17 protein-coding genes are annotated in these 13374 nt (G+C 61.0%); 15 read left to right on the top strand and 2 right to left on the bottom strand.

Annotated features, from left to right (window positions below):
- Positions 1–2: 2 nt before the first annotated feature.
- Together VMH22_06820 and VMH22_06815 are read right to left on the bottom strand one after the other, a co-directional pair.
- Positions 3–308 carry a hypothetical protein gene (locus tag VMH22_06820; protein HTW91407.1) on the bottom strand — a complete coding sequence of 102 codons (306 nt, stop codon included), beginning with the start codon at positions 306–308 and terminating at the stop codon, positions 3–5.
- A gap of 5 nt (positions 309–313) precedes the next feature.
- Positions 314–1213, bottom strand: coding sequence for a cation diffusion facilitator family transporter (locus VMH22_06815; protein HTW91406.1), 900 nt, complete (start codon positions 1211–1213; stop codon positions 314–316).
- Between the two features lie 84 nt (positions 1214–1297).
- On the opposite strand from VMH22_06815, the gene VMH22_06810 reads away from it, so the two are divergent.
- The 15 genes from VMH22_06810 (at position 1298) to VMH22_06740 (ending at position 13337) form a co-directional block, all read left to right on the top strand.
- On the top strand, positions 1298–2305 hold the full coding sequence (locus VMH22_06810) for an ATP-binding protein (GenBank protein ID HTW91405.1): 1008 nt from the start codon (positions 1298–1300) through the stop codon (positions 2303–2305).
- Positions 2306–3664 carry a sigma-54 dependent transcriptional regulator gene (locus VMH22_06805; GenBank protein HTW91404.1) on the top strand — a complete coding sequence of 453 codons (1359 nt, stop codon included), beginning with the start codon at positions 2306–2308 and terminating at the stop codon, positions 3662–3664.
- A gap of 66 nt (positions 3665–3730) precedes the next feature.
- Positions 3731–4018 carry a nucleotidyltransferase family protein gene (locus tag VMH22_06800; GenBank protein HTW91403.1) on the top strand — a complete coding sequence of 96 codons (288 nt, stop codon included), beginning with the start codon at positions 3731–3733 and terminating at the stop codon, positions 4016–4018.
- Complete coding sequence (locus VMH22_06795; GenBank protein HTW91402.1) at positions 4015–4359, top strand: DUF86 domain-containing protein; 345 nt, start codon at positions 4015–4017, stop codon at positions 4357–4359. Before VMH22_06800 ends, VMH22_06795 begins: the two co-directional genes overlap by 4 nt.
- On the top strand, positions 4328–4540 hold the full coding sequence (locus VMH22_06790; protein HTW91401.1) for a helix-turn-helix domain-containing protein: 213 nt from the start codon (positions 4328–4330) through the stop codon (positions 4538–4540). The genes VMH22_06795 and VMH22_06790 overlap by 32 nt, the downstream gene beginning before the upstream one ends.
- Positions 4541–4677: 137 nt before the next feature.
- Positions 4678–4812: a hypothetical protein gene (locus tag VMH22_06785; protein ID HTW91400.1), complete on the top strand. Its 135-nt coding sequence runs from the start codon at positions 4678–4680 to the stop codon at positions 4810–4812.
- Positions 4805–5791 carry a hypothetical protein gene (locus VMH22_06780; GenBank protein ID HTW91399.1) on the top strand — a complete coding sequence of 329 codons (987 nt, stop codon included), beginning with the start codon at positions 4805–4807 and terminating at the stop codon, positions 5789–5791. The genes VMH22_06785 and VMH22_06780 overlap by 8 nt, the downstream gene beginning before the upstream one ends.
- A gap of 4 nt (positions 5792–5795) precedes the next feature.
- Positions 5796–6437 carry a hypothetical protein gene (locus VMH22_06775; protein HTW91398.1) on the top strand — a complete coding sequence of 214 codons (642 nt, stop codon included), beginning with the start codon at positions 5796–5798 and terminating at the stop codon, positions 6435–6437.
- Between the two features lie 123 nt (positions 6438–6560).
- Entirely contained in the window at positions 6561–7721 is a 1161-nt protein-coding gene (locus tag VMH22_06770; GenBank protein HTW91397.1) for an FtsX-like permease family protein, read from the top strand.
- A 105-nt stretch (positions 7722–7826) separates the two neighbouring features.
- Positions 7827–8987, top strand: a complete 1161-nt coding sequence (locus VMH22_06765) for an ABC transporter permease (GenBank protein HTW91396.1) — start codon at positions 7827–7829, stop codon at positions 8985–8987.
- Between the two features lie 50 nt (positions 8988–9037).
- Positions 9038–9814, top strand: a complete 777-nt coding sequence (locus VMH22_06760; protein ID HTW91395.1) for an ABC transporter ATP-binding protein — start codon at positions 9038–9040, stop codon at positions 9812–9814.
- Positions 9804–10661: an ABC transporter ATP-binding protein gene (locus tag VMH22_06755; protein HTW91394.1), complete on the top strand. Its 858-nt coding sequence runs from the start codon at positions 9804–9806 to the stop codon at positions 10659–10661. Before VMH22_06760 ends, VMH22_06755 begins: the two co-directional genes overlap by 11 nt.
- The gene (locus VMH22_06750; protein HTW91393.1) at positions 10658–11047 is read left to right on the top strand and encodes a hypothetical protein; all 390 of its coding nucleotides are present in this window, start codon (positions 10658–10660) and stop codon (positions 11045–11047) included. Before VMH22_06755 ends, VMH22_06750 begins: the two co-directional genes overlap by 4 nt.
- A 10-nt stretch (positions 11048–11057) precedes the next feature.
- Complete coding sequence (locus VMH22_06745; protein ID HTW91392.1) at positions 11058–11723, top strand: YHS domain-containing protein; 666 nt, start codon at positions 11058–11060, stop codon at positions 11721–11723.
- A gap of 1155 nt (positions 11724–12878) precedes the next feature.
- The gene (locus VMH22_06740; GenBank protein ID HTW91391.1) at positions 12879–13337 is read left to right on the top strand and encodes a hypothetical protein; all 459 of its coding nucleotides are present in this window, start codon (positions 12879–12881) and stop codon (positions 13335–13337) included.
- The last annotated feature ends 37 nt before the right edge of the window (positions 13338–13374 follow it).

Here is a 13374-nt window from a genome sequence, read left to right as displayed (position 1 = left end):
ACTCAAGGCCCGGGCTTGGCGTCCGAATCATCGCCCCGGCGCCAGCGGATTCGCTCGCCCTTGGCGACAATGATCGCCAGCAAGAGGACGGTCAGAATCGAATCGTAGGCCACGTAGCGCAGGGGATGGATGTCAGGCCGAAACACGCCGAGCCCGCTGACGGCCAGCACGACCCACCCGGCCAGCACCGCCCATCCCTGCCAGCGGTTCGGAAATCCCCAGCCGAGGCCGTAACGCTTTGCAGGGAACCAGGCTTTGTTCTTCCGTCCGTTCAGGCCATCAGCGATTCCGGTCAGGCGCGTCGGCATCTGCGTTATTCGAGGCAGACGTTGTCGCCCGATTTGCATTCGCCGCACTCGAGTTCAAGCGTGACGTGGGCGATGTCGAATTTGTCGGTGAGTGCGCCCTCGAGCTTCGAGAGCAGCGGGTGGAAAGAGCTGACGTTGGCGTCCTTCACGACAAGGTGGGCCATCAAGGCGCGTTCGCTTTCGCCGAGGGTCCAGATATGGAGGTCGTGGACGCCGGTAATCTCGGGTGCGAAGTCGAGGATGAACCGGCGCACCGTCTCGAAGCTGATGTCGTGCGGGGTCGAGTCGATTAGAATCGAGGCCGATTCGCGGAAGACCGAGTACGCGCCGTAGATGACGAACACACTTACCGCCAGCGAGAGAACCGGGTCAATGACGTACCAACCGGTGAGCTTGATGACGATGCCGCCGACAAGGACCGCAATCCAGCCGAGGAGGTCTTCCATTAAATGCCACATGGCGGCGCGGATGTTTAGGCTTTGCCGGTCGCGCCGCAGCATCAGGACCGCGAGGCCATTGACCACGAGACCGGCGACGGCCATGACGATGAGAATCGGGCTCTTCACCGGCTCGGGCGACATGATGCGCAGGATGGCGGCCCGGAGGATGAAGACCGTGAGTCCGGCCAGCACGAGCGCGTTGATGAAGGCGGTCAGGATGCGCACCTTCCGGTAACCGAAGGTGCGGCGTTGGTTGGGCGCGCGTTCCGAAAGCTTCAGGCCGAAGTAGGAGAGACCGAGCGTCAATGCGTCAGAGGCGTCATGGATTGAGTCGGCGACGAGGGCGAGGGAGTTGGCAATCAGGCCGAAGATGAGTTCGGCAACGGCGAACCCGAGGTTCAGGCCGATGGACATGACGAGGCTTCGTCCCTGGCGAGCGGTGCGGTTGTGGTCGTGGCTCGACATCGAGTCCTAGATGTTAGGCATTCAACGACCCACGTTCAAGCCGCGCAGAGTTGACGGTCGCGCCAACCAGCCTAGACTTGGTGCATGAGCCGGTCGATATGGAAGCAGCCGGAGTTCTGGACAACGGTTGCCGCGGTCGTCGTGCTGACCGTCGGGCACTACCTGGCACCGATGCATAACGAGTTCTGGCACGACCTGTTCCGACGCCTCTACTATCTACCAATAATACTCGCCGGGTTCAGATACGGTCTGCGAGGTGGCCTCGTCGCTGCGGTCGTGGTTTCGGTGCTCTTTGTGCCCCACGTGCTGATGACGCGGGCGATGCTTCCACGCCAGGCGAGCGAGGCCGTATTTGAGATACCACTCTACCTTGTAGTCGGTGTCGTGACCGGCATCCTTTCCGACCGGCAGCGCAAGGCGAATGACTCGCTGCGCCGCGCCGAACGGCTCAAGACGCTGGGCGAGATGGCCGCAGGCATGGCCCACGAGGTGAAGAACCCTCTGGCGGCAATCCGCAGTTCGGCCCAGATACTGACCGAACGCCTGTCTGGTAAAGAGGCTGAGCTTGCGCGCATCGTAGTGAGTGAGGTGGACCGTCTCAACCGGGTGGTCAATGAGTTCCTCGACTACGCACGGCCGGCGGCGCTGAAGCGCGAACCGGTTCTGCTCAGCTCGCTCCTTGATTCATGCCTTGAACTGCTGGCGCCCGTGATTGAGCAGGCCGGGGTTACCGTCCGTCGGTCACACTCGGATGGCGAGCACAAGGTGGATGCCGACCCGAACCAGTTGCGCCAGGTGTTCCTGAACCTGATTCTCAACGCGGTACAGGCCATGCAAACCGGCGGGCAGGTGGCGCTGGACGTAAGGCAGGAAGCCGGCTCCACGCGGGTCTCGGTGCGCGACACCGGGCCGGGGATTCCACCCGACAAGCTGAAACAGGTGTGTGAGCCGTTCTATAGCACGAAGCCGGGCGGGACCGGGCTGGGATTGTCCGTTGCCCAGCGCATCGTGGCCGAGCACGGCGGCCGGCTGGAAATCACCTGCGCCACCGGCGCCGGCACGACCGCGACCGTGATTCTGCCGGGAGGATAGATGAAACATCGGATTCTGGTAGCAGACGACGACGCAAGTGTGGCGCAGGTCGTTCGGTTCTTGCTGGAAGAGGAAGGGCATGACACGTCAGTTGTGGCCGATGTCGCCGGTGGGCAGCGCGCGCTCGAAACCGGGCCCTACGACCTTGTCGTTACCGATCTCAAACTGCCCGACGGGACAGGCCTCGACGTGCTCAAGCTGGTCAAGGAAACAAGCCCGGACGTGCCGGTAATCTTGATTACTGCGTTCGCTACGGTCAAGACCGCGGTCGAGGCCATGAAGCTCGGCGCGTTCGACTACGTCCAGAAGCCCTTCGACAACGACCGGCTGAAAGGACTCGTGGCCAATGCCCTGCGCCTGCGCGACCTGAAGCTTGAAAACGTCCGGTTACGGGACGAGGTCGTCGGCAGGTTCGGTCTCAGCGCGATCGTGGGTGCCAGCCCGCAGATGGAGAGGGTGCGCGAGATGGTGCGGCTCGCGGCGGCCAGCGAAGCCGCGGTCATGGTCCTCGGCGAAACCGGCACCGGCAAGGAGCTTGTCGCGCGGGCCATCCATTTCCTCGGCAGGCGAGCGGCGCAGCCGTTCGTGGCCGTGAACTGTGGTGCTATCCCCGAGAACTTGGTCGAGAGCGAACTGTTCGGACATAGGAAGGGCTCATTTACGGGAGCGGTCAGCGACCGCGACGGGCGGTTCGTTCAGGCCGACACCGGCACCATCTTCCTCGACGAAGTGACCGAGATGAAGCGCGACCTGCAGGTGAAGCTGCTGCGTGCGATAGAGGCGCGCGAGGTCCAGCCGGTCGGCAGTACCGATACGCTCAAGGTAGACGTGCGGATTATCAGCGCGACTAACCGCGACCCGATGGCGTGCGTGCGAGATGGTGAGTTCCGGGAGGACCTATACTATCGACTGAACGTCTTCGCCCTGCCGATTCCGCCTCTACGCGAGCACCGGCAGGACATACCGGAACTGGTTGCCTCGTACCTCGTCCAGCGCGGATATGGTCCGGATGCAGTGAGCAAGGAAGCGTTGGAGTTGCTGGCCGAGCATGACTTTCCCGGGAACGTGCGGGAGATCCAGAACGTGATTGAGTCCGGACTGATACTCAGCGGTGGCAAGCCGGTCAAGCCTGAGCACATCGCCGACCGGCTGATGCCCAGTCTGTCATTCCGAGCGAGCGAAGCGAGTCGAGGAATCTCTCAGGAGCAGATGGATGCGCCGACGCTCGCCGAGGTCGAGCGGAGCCATCTCGAAGCCGCGCTCAAGAAGACCGGCGGCAACCAGTCACAGGCAGCACGCCTGCTCGGCATCTCCCGCGCGACCCTCATCTACCGCATGAAGAAGCACGGACTGGGGTAATTGGTGAACCGGGTGCGCTTGACACGAGGTCGGAAGAGCCTAGACTGGCGCTAGAGAAATCTCGACATGAGTGCAGAAGAGTTGAGAGCCAAACGCGAACGTATCATTGGTATCGCGGAGCAATACGGCGCGCGCAACGTGCGGGTATTCGGTTCGGTAGCGCGAGGCGACGCCGGTCCGGACAGCGATGTGGATTTTCTGGTCGAGATGGACGAGAGCAGAAGTCTGCTTGACCACGTCGGATTGGTGCAGGACCTGGAGGATTATCTCGGGCGCAAGGTTGACGTTGTCTCTGAGCGTGCCCTGCACTGGTTCATCCGTGACCAGGTACTTGCCGAGGCGGTTCCACTGTGAAGGACGACAGGCTCTATCTGACGAGTATTCTTGAGTCCATCGGCAACATTGAGGAGTACACCCGCCCCGGACGTGATGCATTCATGCAGTCTCGCATGCAACGGGATGCCGTTGTCCGCAACTTCGAGACAATGGGCGAGGCCGCAAAGCAGGTTTCCAGCGACCTGAGGAAAGCTCACCCTGAGATTCCCTGGCGCAAGGTCGCGGGTTTTCGAGACGTCCTTATCCATGACTACCTGGGCGTGGACGTGAACGAGGTCTGGAACATCACGGAGAGGGAGTTGCCCGACCTCAAGGCAAAGGTCAAGAGTGTCCTGTCCGAACTGGATAGGGGCCGTTGAACCGCCTGCGTCACACGAAGTCGCTAGACTGGGGCGGGCTGCTGCCATCGCTGAAGCCGAACGCAGTTGCCTTGAGGTCGCTCTCAAGAAGACCGGCGGCAACCAGTCGCAAGCCGCGCGCCTGCTCGGCATCTCCCGCGCGACCCTCATCTACCGCATGAAGAAGCACGAGCTCGCCTAGCCCGGACTGTCTGCCTGCAGACAGCCGCTGTAGCATAACAGACAACTTTCACCCAGCCGCAGACGGCCGGTTTCGGTAGCTCGCCTCTAAACGTGCGCAGCTGTCCGCTGGCATGAGGCGTGCTCCCTGCATTACCGATGTGTGGATACGCAGACTCCAACTGGATGTTCAGCCTGACCTCGGTGCTGGTGTTCGCCGCACTGATGGTGGCATCGGTGGTCTTTCTGGTCAGGTCGTTCAACCACAAGCCGGAAGAGCGCAACGATGATTAAGAGGACCTCGACAACCCTTCTTTTCGTCGTGGGTATCAGTGTCGCCGGATCCAGCGTTAAGCTGAACGGTGCGCTGTACCCGCGCTACACATATGGCACCATGGAGTCGGGCTTTGAGTTGATGGGTGCTGAAGGCGATATTCAGGCTCAGGTTACTGGAAGGACTCGCGACATTCTGACTGCCATGATTCAGATTCGAGCCGGCGGTGCGATGTCGGGCTGGACCAGCGGCTTCCATTTCGGCGAGGCCTACGCCTTGTTCCCGCTCGGGCTGTCTCTGCCGACAATCAGAGTCGGGCAGGCGGTCATTCCGTTCGGGCTCCTTGCCGACTATGACATCCACACGCAGATTATTCAAACTCCCTTTGCCAAGACCCTGGGTCTGCGCCTCGATCCTGGTCTTGGCATCCTGGGCCAGCTCGGGCATTTTGACTATAAGCTCTGGGTGTCCAATGGCAATGGACCGGACGCAATGGACAACGACAGAGGCAAAGTAGTCACTGCCCGGGTTGCGCCCAGGTTCCTATTGGGCGACGCCGACGTGACACTCGGACTGAGCGGTCTGGCCGGCTCGCTTCCTTACTGGTCGTTAGATAGCCTCCCCAAGATGGATGAAGGCCCCCAGTCTTGCAGGGTGAAATATAGGCTCGGTCTGGATAACACCACTGACTGGGGGCCTTTGACCATCAGGCTCGAAGGTGTGGCCGGAAAGGATTCGGCGCTGAGTCAGCCGTCCGTCTTCGGCTACTATGGAGAGGCACGTTATGCTGTAACCCGTTGGCTTGAACCGATGCTGGCGTGCGACGGATATATCACCCACGAGGGCTCGGACCGTACGCTCAGCGTGGGTCTGAACTACTACCCGCCGGACATCTCGGCCTTCGAGATACAGACCGCCTTCCAGCGGAACTGCCTGCAAACTGCTGATCAGAACACGGAGGATTGGAATGTTATCGCGCAGGTTGTCGTTCGCTTCTAGGAATATGAACCGCCAAGAATGCCAAGCGCTGCGGGCGAAAACAGGGGACAGTCCCTCGGAGCGCCTGCGTCGAACTCGGCGCGGTACAGTCCCCGTTTTCGCGCTGCTCTTCGCGCTCTCTCTCACTGGCACGGCCCTTGCATCGCTGTGCGTTTGGCGCCAGCCGGACGAGGACATCTCGGCCATATTCGGTTCAGGCAGCTACAAGACCGTGTTCGCGGATATCAGCGATTCCGTCAGGCAGCGGGTTGAACAAAGGCTGGGCCTTCCGCTTGATGCAGACGAGACCCAGTTCAAGTACTTCCCCGTGTTCAAGGGGGAGAACCGCGTTGGTACCGTCATGACGCATGTCGGGAAAGGGCAGTTCGGCGCCATCGAGGTCGTTGTGGCGGTGATTGAGGGCGACTCCGGGCCGGTCATCAAGGCCGTGCGGATTCAGCGCGACCGGGAAAAGGCCAAGGCCGCGCTACGCAGCAAGGAGTTTCTAGGTCAGTTCAAGGGCATGTCGGCAAATGACGATTTCCGAATGACGAATGACGAATCAGGACTGAAGCCGGCGGACGAGGGTGCGGAGAAGGCATCGCAGGCCGTCGCGACCGCGGCCCGGAAACTGCTCATCGTGTACGATGAGCTGGGCCGGCCCTGAGATGGAGTGACCTCGGATGTTCACCACCAAGACACAAAGACACGAAGGGTCTTCACAAGCCGTTCCGGCCCGGACTTGGTGCCTTGGTGTCTTTGTGGTTAAGTTCCCTGTCCGGGCATAATCATGAACTTCATACGCTTCGCACTGAAGAATCTTTTCGCCCACAAGACGCGAACCACCCTGACGCTGGGAAGCATGATTGTGGCCGTGGCGGTCCTGTTCACTCTCGTCTCATTCAACCGCGGCTATGAGAAAGCCCTCAAGACTCAATTGCAGGGCATGGGCATTCACATGATGGTCGTTCCGGTCGGGTGCCCCTACGAGGCCGCCTCGCTCATCCTGAAGGGCGGCAAGATTCCGAACTACCTGCCGGCCGAAGTGTTGCAGGAAGTCCAGGCAATGCCCGAGATTGACGTTGCCGCACCGATGTTCATGAGCGGCATCGTGCGCCCGGACGAGGGCCGGACCGACATCTACGTCGGGATTGACTCAAGCACCCTGCGGCTGAAGAACTGGTGGAAGCTGAAGGGCAAGTTCCCCGAGAAGCCGACCGACGTGATTCTCGGCCACGACGTGACGCTCATCGAGCTCTCGCACGTCGGCGACCAGATCTACGTCCCGGAAAAGGACCTGACGCTGGACGTGGTCGGCGAACTGGAGCCGACCGGTAACGAGGACGACGGATTCTTCTTCGTGCCGCTCGCGACCGCGCAGAAGATGTTCGACCAGCCGGACAGGCTGACCGGCATCTCTATCCGGCTGAAGAACCCGGACGACGCTCCGGTTGTAGCATCGCGGCTGGGCAAGATCAAGGGCGCGGAAGTGATTACCATGGGCGAATTGCTGGGCACGATGATGACCCTGATGGGCTCGGCCAAGTCGCTGCTGCTCTCCATCGTCATGATTATCATCGTCATCTCCGCGCTGGGCGTGCTGAACACGGTGCTGATGTCGGTGTTCGAGCGGACCAAGGAAATCGGTGTGATGCGGGCGACCGGTGCTTCTCAAGCCCACATCTTTGGGCTGGTCTGGATCGAGACCCTGATGCTCTCGCTGCTCGGTGGAATCGGCGGGCTCGGCATGGCCCTCGTCGGCTCACGGGCGCTTGAGAGTCTTGTGAAGAAGTTCCTCCCGCTCGCGCCCAAGGGCAGCGTGATTGCGCTGGAGCCGGGCAGCTTCCTTCTGATTATGGCGTTCGTGCTCGGCATCGCGGTCGTGGCCGGTTTCTACCCCGCGCTGCGGGCCGCAAGAGCAAAGCCGATTGAGGCGCTGAGAAGTGAGTAACAGAGTAGTGGTCAAGTGGTCTAGTGGTCGAGTGCAGGGGCGCGGCGCGTCCGTCTGCTTCCTCACTGGATCACTAGATCACTAGATCACTGGAGCACTTTCCCCATGATTTGGTTCAAGCTGTCATTCAAGAACCTGATTCGGCGTAAGACGCGCTCGACACTGACCGTGCTCGGTGTAGCCATTGCCATCGCTGTTCTCTATTCGTTGTTCCAGTTCCAGCAGGGCTACCAGGCCCGGCTCAAGGGCGAGCTCGGCGCACTGGGCGCGCACGTGATCGTCGTGCCCAAGGGCTGTCCGTACGAGGCCGCGACGATTGCTCTCCACGGCGGCAAGTGGCCGCGCTACATGGACGAGAGCCTGCTTGCCAAGGTGAAGGCAAACCCGGGCGTGGCTGAGGCCGCGGGCGTAATCATGGATGCGGTTTTCGCTCCCGGCGACAAGAACGTCATCCTGCTTGGGATTGACGAAGACTACATGAAGCTCAGGCCGGCCTGGCGCATCAGCGGTCACTGGTTTGCCGCCGATTCCGACGTCATAATGGGTTCTACCGCCGCGCAGGATGCCGGGGTCAAGACCGGTGACTACTGGGTGGTGCCGGAGAAGAACGTCCGGCTCCACGTTGCCGGCGTGCTCAGCCGCACCAACACGCAGGACGACGGGTTCGTATTCCTGCCACGCAAGACTCTGCAGAAGATTTCCGGGCTCGAAGGCAAGCTCGTGCTGATTCTCATCAAGGCGAGGCACGTGGACCAAACCGACGCGCTGGTCGCTTCGCTCAAGGCCAGCGAAGTGGACATGAACGTCTTCCCGCTATCCGAACTGCTCGGTACCATCAGTTCGCTGATGGCGAGCACCAAGGTGTTCGTCTCAGCCATCATACTGATTGCTGTCATCCTCGGCGGCGTCGGCGTCCTCAACACGGTGCTTATGGCGGTGTTCGAGAGGACCCGCGAGATCGGCATGATGAAGGCGATGGGCGGCTCACGCGGCGACGTATTCAAGCTGGTCTGGGCCGAGACAATCCTCACCACCGTGCTCGGCGGCCTGGCCGGCGTGGCCATTGCGCTCGTCTCATCGCGGCTCGTCGAGGCGATTATCCGCGGCATGATACCGTACGCGCCCAGAGGTTCGCTCATCGGGTTCTCGCTGCCGACTCTCTTGATGTGCGTCGGCCTGTCGCTCGTGCTCGGGCTGGTCGCGGGTTTCTACCCCGCGTTCCGGGCCGCGAGCGTGAAGCCGGTCGAAGCGATAAAGGCGGAGTGATGAAGAACAGGGGTCAAGGAGTCGAGGAATCAAGGAGTCTAGTGTCCGGCTTGAATCCTGGAATCCTGGAATCCTCGAATCCTGCGGTACAAGCCCGCGGCCTTACGCGAGTCTATCGGCGTGGCGCAGAGACTATCCACGCCTTGAAGGGCATCGGCCTCGACGTCAAGTGCGGAGAGTTCGTTGGGGTCGTCGGGCACTCGGGCGCGGGCAAGACCACGCTGCTCAATCTCATCGGCCTGATGGACCGGCCAACCGAAGGCAGCCTCCAAGTGCTGGGCACCGACGTCGCCCGACGTGGAGTTCGCCTCGACGCGCTCCGGCGCAAGAACATCGGGTTCGTGTTCCAGGAGTTCTATCTGATGCCGGCCCTGACCGCGACCGAAAACGTCCTGCTGCCCACAATGTGGGGCAAGGGAAATGGCGAGAACATGAGGGATAAAGAGATAAAGGGACAAAGGGATAGAGTGGGAGAGTCCGGACACTTGATCCCTCGATCCCTTGATCCCTCTATCCCTCGGGAGAGAGCAAAGCGACTTCTCGACCTCGTCGGTCTCGGCCACCGCATGACGCATAAACCTTCTGAGCTCTCCGGCGGCGAAATGCAGCGCGTCGCGGTGGCCCGGGCGCTTATCAACCGTCCGCGACTGCTGCTGGCCGACGAGCCGACCGGCAATCTGGATACTGCTATCCGCGATGGCATCTTTAACCTCCTTCAGGCCTTAAGCCGGGACTCCGGGCTGACGGTAATTGTGGCAACACATGACCTGAGTCTGGAGTCCCGGTTTACGCGGGTTATTCGATTGGAGGACGGGAATGTCGTCTAGCGCCGGAAAACTGGGACAGTCCCACGGAGCGCCTGCGTCCGACTCGGCGCGGTACAGTCCCCATTTTCCGGGCGTGGCCCGCGCGCCACTTCTCGTCGCGACTGATCTATGGCGTAGCTACCATCGGGGCAGCGAGACTATCCACGCGCTGGCCGGACTCAACCTGACCCTGGCGCCGGGCGAAATGATCTCGATTGTCGGCCGGAGCGGGTCGGGCAAAACTACGCTACTGAACCAGATCGGCTGCCTGGACCGGCCGTCAAAGGGAAGCCTGAAGATTGCCGGCACCGAGGTCACGGGTTTGAAGGAACAGGAACTGGTCCGGTTCCGGCGCGACCACATCGGGTTCATATTCCAGCTCTTCTACCTGATACCGACGCTGACGGTGGAGGAGAACATTCGGTTGCCGCTCATCTTCGCGCGCAAGCATGATGAAACGCGGGTAAGCGAGCTGATTGAGCGGGTCGGCCTGACCAAGTCGCGCCGGGCGCTGCCGAAGCAGCTTGACGGCGGGGACATGCAGCGGGTCGCTATCGCGCGCGCCCTCGTGAACCGGCCGCGGATACTGCTCGCGGACGAGCCGACCGGTAGGCTGGAGAAGAAGTCGCGCGGCGCGGTACTGGCGATCTTCCAGGAACTGGCGCGGGAAGGACTGGGCATCATCATGGCAACACACGACCCGGAGCTGGCGGCAGAGGCAGACAAGAAGATTGAGATTTCGGACGGAAGAATCGTAAGCGAAGAGTCTTACCACAAAGACACAAAGACACTATCGGAGAAGATAGAACGAAGTCAGAAGTCAGAAGCTAGAAGTCAGAATGCAGAAGTATGGATAGGAGAATCATGAAGTACATCACTCTAGGGCTAGCAGTGTTGATAGTCGCCGCGGTCGTTGTCGGCTGCGGCGCGAAGACGGCGGCCGGAGGGGCAAAGTCCAATGCCTACGGGAAGGCCATCCCTGCTGATATGGCCGTAACCACGGCCAAGGAAATCCTCACCAACGCTCAGGCGTGGGAAGGTAAGGATGTGCTCGTAGCCGGCAAGATAACGAGCGAATGCCCGTCCGGGGGCTGGGTGTGGGTGCAGGATTCAACCGGACTGATCTATGTCAACATGCATCCGACCAACGTGTTCATACCGCAGCACGTGCATGGCGGGGTGCGGGCGATGGGCAAGGTCGTGCTTGAGTCGGGCCAGGCCTCCGTAGTAGGAACCGGGCTCGAACTGAACTAGAAAGGAACCAATGAAACTCTTGCTTACAATCGGAATCACGCTGACGATGGCAGTCGGGGCAGCGTTTGCGCAGTGTGCCATGTGCCAGAACGGCTCAAGCTGTTTATCGATGTCGAGCCAAGGCGGGCTTGCCGGTCTGAAGCTCGTGAGCCTGAACGGCGACACGGTCAGGCTGTCCGAGCACATCGGCAAGATGCCGATGCTCATGGTCCTCGCCGGTACCGATGAGGCCTCGGGCAAGGCCGTGGACGTCGTGCAGGCGGCAGTCTCGTCCCAGGGCGACCAACAGCCGATGCTGGTGTACGTGCTCGCGGCCGGCACCAAGGCGACCAAGGCATTTGCGAAGGCGCACAATCTCACCGGCCTGGTGCTGGTTGACCAGAAGAAGACGGCGCTAGCAGCGGCCATGGTCGACACGATGCCCGTGGCGCTATTCATCGACCAGTCAGGTGCGTTCGTGAAGGCCGACGCGAAGCTCAGCGATGCAAGTGTAAATGATGGGATAATCGCAATGACGAAGAGCGAACCGATACTCAAGGACCCGGTCTGCGGCATGACCGTGGACAAGAAGACCGCGGCCGCGAGCTACGACTACCAGGGCAAGACCTACTACTTCTGCAGCGAGGCCTGCAAAGACAACTTCCTCAAAGCCCCGCAGAAGTACCTCTCCAAGTAGAAAATGGGGACCGTCCCGCCCAAATGGGGACTGTACCGCGCTGCTCGTTCCTACGGTGCCCCGGGCACGTCCGACGCAAGCGCTCCGTGGGACTGTCCCCATTTGGGCCTCTGAGGGACTGTCCCCAGTTTCGCCTGTACATCCCCGCGACGCGTCCCTCGCGTCGCTCCGTGGACGTGTCCCCTTGCACTGGAAAATAGGGACGCTACCGCGCCGCTCGTTCCAACGGTGCCCAGGGCACGTCCGACGCAGCCGCTCCGTGGGAGTGTCCCTCACTTTCCGGCCGTCACGTGGGCTTGTCCCCATGCGCTGATTGCGCACTGGCACATGACTCTGCAAGTCACTAGGCAAGCGACCTGCTGAGTCATCCGGCAAGTCAGTCGGCGAGTGACCTACCGAGTCACTCGGCGGGTCAATCCCCAAGTCACTCGGCAGGTAACTCCCCAACTGACTCATGAGGTCACTCCGCGTGTCAGTCGGTACGTGACTCGGTAGCTCAGTCGGTAAGTCACCTGCCGAATCACTCGCCGAGTCAGTCGGCAAGTCACTCGGTAAGTCAGTCCGCGAGTGACTCGGTGAGTCACTGGGGGAGTCACTGGGGGAGTCACTGGGGGAGTCACTCGGGGAGTGACCCGGGGAGTGACTCCAGGAGTGGAAGGTTGAGCAGCGCATCGAGTGGGCTATAGTCTTTAAAATCAATCTGTTATGGCTGTGGAACGCTCAAGCCAGCGGGCCAGAAACGCTGCAACTTCACGCTGTGGCGCGCAGGATGGAAAGGCCGGGCGAGCAGGCTGGCTGCTACGACCAAACGAGCCGCGCGTTCGGAGGCAAAGTGCAATCTCACGCGCGAGCATGGTACGCTGACCGACCCGCGTGACGGCAGAGCTCTCAGCAACAAGGCAGCGGCGACCCAGCTCTGCGCAGAATCCTGCAACATGCGAACCGACGCCAGCGCGCCCTGACGCCAACTGGAGGGTATCGTCTGGTTGTGTCCAGCAACTCGCGCCTGCGGCGCGAGCCGTCTTCGACATCGACGTACCGAAGTAGCTGCCAGTACGCAGTTCCTGCCCTCGTCCGGCCGCGCACATGCTTGACTATGGATAGCGCGACATTAACATTCTGACTCATGTTGGCGCATAGCGTTGGAGGCTTGCTATGGCAGTGAACGCGGCGGCCAAGGCAGACAAGAGCCAGGAGCGTTTCTATGACGCCCTGAGGGAGCTGTTCGTCGGCGCGAAGGTTGAGGGCCAGTCGGGATTCATCAACCTGATGCGGATCAAGTCGCGCTACTACACTGACGGCGTCTTCCCCAGGCTCCAGAAGGACATCGAAGCCGCGCTCAAGCCGTTTCCGGGCTTCAGGCAGGAACTGTTCGACAAGCTCTACGACTTCTTCCACCGCTACTTCAGCCCGAGCGGCTCAATCTACTTCCAGCACACCCCGGCCCACAAGAACATCTACGAGAAGGTCTACACCGATGACCGGGACGTTGTGCTCTTCTGGAAGACCCACATGCTCTACTACGTCAAGACCGACCGGCTGTTTGCCCTGTTTCGTTCGTCCGGAATACAGGGCCGAGACTGCAGAGACTTCAGCGCCTGCTTTCAGGTCTGATATCCATGCCCCTACCAACTCCTGTCGGTAAGCAGCT

Source organism: bacterium, from assembly GCA_035505375.1.
GTDB lineage: Bacteria > Hydrothermota > Tepidihabitantia > Tepidihabitantales > Tepidihabitantaceae > UBA2258.
The sequence above is the reverse complement of the archived record's forward strand: the minus strand, read 5'-3'. Positions and strand labels throughout refer to the sequence as shown.

Bases quoted from the DNA above. Each gene is read 5' to 3' on its own strand.
- VMH22_06775 (HTW91398.1), top strand. From the start codon at position 5,796: ATGAACCGCCAAGAATGCCAAGCGCTGCGGGCGAAAACAGGGGACAGT.
- VMH22_06755 (HTW91394.1), top strand. From the start codon at position 9,804: ATGTCGTCTAGCGCCGGAAAACTGGGACAGTCCCACGGAGCGCCTGCG.
- VMH22_06740 (HTW91391.1), top strand. From the start codon at position 12,879: ATGGCAGTGAACGCGGCGGCCAAGGCAGACAAGAGCCAGGAGCGTTTC.
- VMH22_06750 (HTW91393.1), top strand. From the start codon at position 10,658: ATGAAGTACATCACTCTAGGGCTAGCAGTGTTGATAGTCGCCGCGGTC.
- VMH22_06805 (HTW91404.1), top strand. From the start codon at position 2,306: ATGAAACATCGGATTCTGGTAGCAGACGACGACGCAAGTGTGGCGCAG.
- VMH22_06765 (HTW91396.1), top strand. From the start codon at position 7,827: ATGATTTGGTTCAAGCTGTCATTCAAGAACCTGATTCGGCGTAAGACG.
- VMH22_06810 (HTW91405.1), top strand. From the start codon at position 1,298: ATGAGCCGGTCGATATGGAAGCAGCCGGAGTTCTGGACAACGGTTGCC.
- VMH22_06800 (HTW91403.1), top strand. From the start codon at position 3,731: ATGAGTGCAGAAGAGTTGAGAGCCAAACGCGAACGTATCATTGGTATC.
- VMH22_06745 (HTW91392.1), top strand. From the start codon at position 11,058: ATGAAACTCTTGCTTACAATCGGAATCACGCTGACGATGGCAGTCGGG.
- VMH22_06770 (HTW91397.1), top strand. From the start codon at position 6,561: ATGAACTTCATACGCTTCGCACTGAAGAATCTTTTCGCCCACAAGACG.
- VMH22_06815 (HTW91406.1), bottom strand. From the start codon at position 1,213: ATGTCGAGCCACGACCACAACCGCACCGCTCGCCAGGGACGAAGCCTC.
- VMH22_06780 (HTW91399.1), top strand. From the start codon at position 4,805: ATGATTAAGAGGACCTCGACAACCCTTCTTTTCGTCGTGGGTATCAGT.
- VMH22_06820 (HTW91407.1), bottom strand. From the start codon at position 308: ATGCCGACGCGCCTGACCGGAATCGCTGATGGCCTGAACGGACGGAAG.
- VMH22_06785 (HTW91400.1), top strand. From the start codon at position 4,678: ATGTGTGGATACGCAGACTCCAACTGGATGTTCAGCCTGACCTCGGTG.